The sequence below is a fragment of the Endozoicomonas atrinae genome, from assembly GCF_001647025.1.
GTDB lineage: Bacteria > Pseudomonadota > Gammaproteobacteria > Pseudomonadales > Endozoicomonadaceae > Endozoicomonas > Endozoicomonas atrinae.
In genome coordinates this window covers 1-5,316 of record NZ_LUKQ02000314.1, presented here as the reverse complement: position 1 = coordinate 5,316, position 5,316 = coordinate 1, and the positions used below count along the sequence as shown (strand labels likewise).

The following is a 5,316-nucleotide window of genomic DNA, read 5'->3' as shown; positions in this document are numbered from 1 at the left end:
TGGCCGCCTTTGTGATTTGCAGCGACAGCAAAAACGAGCCACGGCATGAAAGCGCCCTGTTACTGACCGAAGCCATTATCGAGCAGCTGCCGTTTAACCGATTCGGCACCGACTACCTGAAGCCGGTAAAGCCCAGCAGCATCTCAGCGGAAAATTTATACAGCGGAGAGATAGACCGAAAGGGGGTAGCATTATGGGGCATCTCCTGGGAACAGACCCTGACCCGACCATGAACCACAGAAGGAACTGAACAATGGCCACACAAGATCGCTCCTACATTGGCAAAGGCAAAATTTACCTCAAGCGGTTAAGCGCCAGTACCGGCTTTTTACCGGTGGGCAATTGCAGCGCCCTGGAAGTGAGTTTTGAAGAGGACAAGAAAGAACAGAAGGACTACACCAGCGTGGGCGGTGGTAACGTCAATGTGGTTTCCAGAATAGACAGCGTCACCGGCAGCATGACCGCTATGGATTTAAGCGCCGCCAGTTTAGCGCCTGCCTTGAGAGCTGCGGTGAGCGAAGAGGCCAGCGGTTCAGTCACCGATGAAGTGATCGCCGCCAGCGGCACCGACGGTGAATTGCTGCCCTTTGCCTTTGCCCCTGACCATAGCCAGAGCATCACCGTGAAAGACGATATGGACAGCGCACTGACCGAAGGCACTGATTACAACCTCACCGCCAACGGTATCGTCGTAATCGGTACCGGCGCTATTGATAACGGTGGCGTGAAGGTGAGCTACACCAAAGCACCGCAAGAGATCATGCAGGCACTGGTGGAAGCCGGCGAGGAGTTTGCTTTGTTCTTTGACGGCATGAACGAAGCGCAGTCCGGAAAACCGGTGAGCATTACCATGCACCGCCTGAAGTTTTCGCCAGTACAGGGGCTGCCCTTTATCAGTGACGAGTTTGCCGAAGTATCAATGGAGTTTGAGGTGTTGAGGGACAGCAGCATCGGCGGTGTTGGCATGTCACAGTTTATGAAAGTCGTTCAGGCCATATAAGCGTCCAGCGACTAACAAGCCCGTTTTAAGGCTGCCCTCGGGTGGCCTTTTTTTTTAGCCAGAAGGAGCCAGGGACATGGCCAGCAATAACAGCGTTTTAAATATCGTTATCCGGGCTCGGGATTTAGCCAAGGGAGCCCTGACCAAAGTCACTGCCCGGTTACGCACCATGGGCAGAGCCAGCCAGCAGACCGAACATCGCTTTGCAAGTTTAGGCCGTAGCATCCGCAACCTGGTACTCACCAGCGTGGGCTTTTACGCCATCAAAAAAGCCATGCAGGGGGTATTAAACACCGGGGATCAGTTTGAACGGTTGGAAGTGCAGCTGAACGCCATCATGGGCAGCATGGCCGAAGGCGAGCAGGCAATGGCGTGGATAAAGGAGTTTACCAAGAACACGCCATTGGAACTGCAGGAAGTCGCTGACGCCTTTACCGCTTTGAAAAACTTCGGGCTAGACCCGATGGATGGCACCTTGCAGGCCATTGTCGACCAGACCTCCAAGCTCGGTGGCGGCATGGAGCGTTTGAAAGGGATCAGCCTGGCATTGGGGCAGGCCTGGGCAAAGCAGAAGCTCCAGGGCGAAGAAATTCTGCAGCTGGTCGAGCGAGGGGTGCCCGTTTGGTCACTATTGGAAAAGGTCACCGGCAAGAATACCCAAGAGCTACAGAAGCTATCCAGCGCCGGCAAGCTGGGCAGAGAAGCCATCAAGGGGCTGATTGACGGGATCGGCAAAAGCAGTGCGGGAGCCGCCAAGGCCAACATGGGGCTGCTGAGTGGTCTGATGTCGAATATGGCCGACCGTTGGACAGAGTTTAAAGACAGCGTCGCCGATGCCGGATGGCTCGATTACGTTAAGACGCAGCTGACCGCATTCGGTAACAAACTGGATGAGTTGGGGAAAAACGGCAAGCTGCAGGAACTCGCGCAAAAAATCAGCGACGGGTTTATCAGCATGGCGGAGTCAGTACGGCTGTCGTTGGCTTCAATTTCCTTTGAACAATTCGTCCAGGGAGCCACCGAAGCCTTTAACAGCGTCAGCACCGTCCTCGGCAAGATGCGCTCCGCTTTTCAGTTCACCAGTAACACCATTAAATTTTTCTTTAATAGTTTTCTGGTGGTGGTCAAAGGGTTTGCGTCAGCCTATACCGGCATCTTATACGGGGTCGTGAAAGTTTGGCAGGAAGTCACCGACGCCCTGGGGCTGGATGGCATAGCTGAAAAATTGAAAGGAACAATGGACTACTTAAAGTCATTGACGAAAGAGTTCGCCTCACAGGCCGCCAACGATGCCAACGATGTGAAGGACTCGCTGACCGGGATATGGGACACCTTTGCAGAAGAAAGCGAGGCTGCTATTTCAAAAAGCACCGACACCGTAAAGACCATGACCGATAGCCAGAAATTGCTCTGGCAAAATTACGCTGATGAATTAATTGCAAAACAAAAAGACATCCAGGAGGAGGTGACCAACACCGCTGACACTGCCAAAGGGGCTTTTAAAGACGCCGCCGAAGCGATGGCACAGATCAGCAACGCCGACACCCGAACCGAGCTGGCCAGCCTGGGTGTGGCATTGGCCGAAGCCTTTAGTCGGGGAGAACTCTCCCTCGAGGAGTACACCGCCGCCACCGAAGCGAGCCGCCAGAAATTACAACAGCTGAAAGATCAGGCAGAGATGACCGGCGACGCCTTGAGCAAAGTGGGCAAAACCAGCGAAAACGTGAGCCAGCAGCACAACGCCGCCATGGGTGAGAGCGCCACCATAGCGGGAGCGATGGCCGGTCACTACAACCACCTGAACGCCGAACTGCAGGGGATGAGCAGCAGCGCCCGGGAAGCCTTCGAGAAGATGAACAGTGTCGGGGATATCGACACCAGCGAAAGCCAGGGCAGCGTCGCCGCATTAAAAAAGGAGCTTGAAGGCACCAACGAGGAACTGAACAAGTTACAGCATAACTATTCGTTTGATATTACCGGCATCGATGACTGGATGACCGACACCGCCCAGAACGCCGCCTATGTAAAAAAGCAGTTTTTAGAGCAGAAGATCGCCCTGGAGGAGCTGCTGACCGGGTACGACAACGGCGAAGTATCGGCACGACGGATGGCCAGAGAAGGCCAGAGCGCCGCCTATTCTATGCAGCTATTGAACGAGCAAGACCTGAGCCAGCTGGACAGCGCTATACAACAGGCCGAGTCAAGCATGGAGTCACTGAACAGCAGCGCCAGAAACACCCTGGACGGGTTACAGAACGAGTTAGACCGCCTCCAGGGTAAGCAAGACCAGATCGAAAAGCGCCAGCACCAGAGCCGCCAGCGAGACCTGAAAAACCAGCTGGAAGAAGCCAGGGCCGGTGGCAACCAGCAGAGCATCCAGGACTTGAGCAAAGCCCTGCGACTCAACGATGCCATTTACCGGGAGAAACGTAACCAGCTGGCCGCCGAGCAGCGAGCCGAACAGCTGCAGAAGCTGCCCAGTCAGCGGGAAAATTCACGCATTAACCCACCACCGCAAAGCGCACACAGTAAACAGGCCGACAAGATTATCCGTCTTGAGTACCCCGGCGGCAGCGTCAACGTGGGCGTCAACCGAAGCGATGAAAGCAAATTGCTGGAAGCCCTGAAAAACGCCGGATTGAGATCCGTGTAAGGAAGGCCTATGCAACTGGATAGCATCACACTGCCCGATGATTTGCTGTGGATAAACGAGTTTGACTGGAACCCGGTGGAGCAGAGCCAGGAACGCACCTTAACCGGTGCTTTGCTGATTCAGGAGCAGAGCAAACAGTATGGTCGCCCCATAGAGCTCTCCGGTGGGCAGGACGCCGGATGGGTGACCCGAAGTACTGTGGCCAGCCTGCTCACCTTGAGCGAAACCGTCAACAACGTCATGACCCTGACCTTGCCCGACCTGCGGCAGTTTTCGGTAATTTTTGACCGAACATCAGGCAGCCCAGTGGAAGCGCAACAGATACTGCCCTTTGCGTTTCCCGATGACAACTACCAATACAGCTTGACCCTGCGTCTACTGACCGTGGAACCCCCGGCAGCATAGCAACCCAGATAACCAAAGGTGACATGGATGGCCATCAATAACAGCGACGTAAAACTCTTTGAAAGCCAGCGCCTGACCGACGAGGAGGACGGTGGCGGACGGGTAACCGGCAACGAAGTGATCGACGGCAACGTGAATAATTTATTCAGGGACATTTCACGATTAGACCGAACCATCGGTGACGTGGCACTGCGTAAAGCGTTTATCGGGATCAGTACCGACAACAGCGATGCCTATCTGGGCAGCCACCTGATCCTCACCGAGCCACCGAAAGACCCGAACGTCAGCGTCCTCTTATTCAATACCGACGACCAGACCGACGAGCGAGCCGACGCCCGAAACCGGATCGAGAGCTATGTGGTGCCGGGCATTGAAGCCAGCTGGCTGCCCATTGGTGACCAGCTGCAGGGACAGCGAACCATCGTCGGCTATCAGCGGGAGGAGCTGGCCATTCCCGAGATCGGCGAAGTTTACAAGATCACCACACCGGATGAGCAGGTGAGCCAGTTTGTCCGGATTACCGGCCTCACCCACCAGGTGGCCACGTTTACCTATAACCAGGGCGGCAAGTTTGTGGACTTTACCCGGCGAAAACTTGAGATGGACATCAGTGCGCCATTGATCACCACGTTTATCGGAGCGCAGCCATTCCCCGGCGTCCCTGAAGAACCGACCAGCACCGTCCACACCACCCAGATCGCCGACACCTCCCGCTATTACGGCATTCAGTCAGTAAGTGCTAACATCACCGCTGGTGACCTGACCATCAAGGCTGCGAGTGTTTACAACGCACTAGTGCCCAGCGCCAAAGTGGAAAGCCCACTATTGGATCAGTATGGCGGTTACACCGGCAAAACGATGGTGGCGACTTCAGCCAGCACCCGAAACGTCGCCTGTCGCTTTGTTCATATCAGCGGCAACCAGAGCCGGACTTACCTGCAGCGAGGCGTCCTGCCCAAGACCCTGAGTCTTTCACTGGAGGGCGGCACCTTTGAGGACGACGGCGCAGGCCTGCTGATCCACAAAAGCGGCAGCAACAACTACAGCCAACTGACCGTCGACTATGAGCTGGGCGAGATCAACGTATGGCGAGCCAGCAGTTACACCACCGCCAGTGCTTCTGCCAGCTACCAGCCTGCCGTGGCCATTACCGGAGCTGCCGTCAGCGGTGCCATTCCCATCACCAACCAGAACCGGGGCTTTAACTACACACTGAACATGGCCGAGGCGAAGCCACGACCGGGCACTCTGGTGGTGA

At 55.5% G+C, this 5,316-nt stretch carries 5 protein-coding genes; all 5 read left to right on the top strand.

Features of this window, described 5'->3' with window-relative positions; translation table 11 throughout:
- Positions 1-233 (top strand): hypothetical protein (locus AK963_RS33605; RefSeq protein WP_202969864.1); only part of this gene is annotated, 233 nt, incomplete at its 5' end.
- Positions 234-253: 20 nt separating this feature from the next.
- The gene (locus tag AK963_RS25070; RefSeq protein WP_066018116.1) at positions 254-1,000 is read left to right on the top strand and encodes a phage tail tube protein; all 747 of its coding nucleotides are present in this window, start codon (positions 254-256) and stop codon (positions 998-1,000) included.
- Between the two features lie 76 nt (positions 1,001-1,076).
- Positions 1,077-3,653 carry a tape measure protein gene (locus AK963_RS25065; protein ID WP_066018115.1) on the top strand — a complete coding sequence of 859 codons (2,577 nt, stop codon included), beginning with the start codon at positions 1,077-1,079 and terminating at the stop codon, positions 3,651-3,653.
- Positions 3,654-3,662: 9 nt separating this feature from the next.
- Positions 3,663-4,058 (top strand): hypothetical protein, encoded by a 396-nt coding sequence (locus AK963_RS25060; RefSeq protein ID WP_066018114.1) that lies wholly within the window; start codon positions 3,663-3,665, stop codon positions 4,056-4,058.
- 27 nt (positions 4,059-4,085) lie between these two features.
- On the top strand, positions 4,086-5,316 hold a 1,231-nt coding region (locus tag AK963_RS25055; protein WP_202969863.1), incomplete at its 3' end, for a hypothetical protein.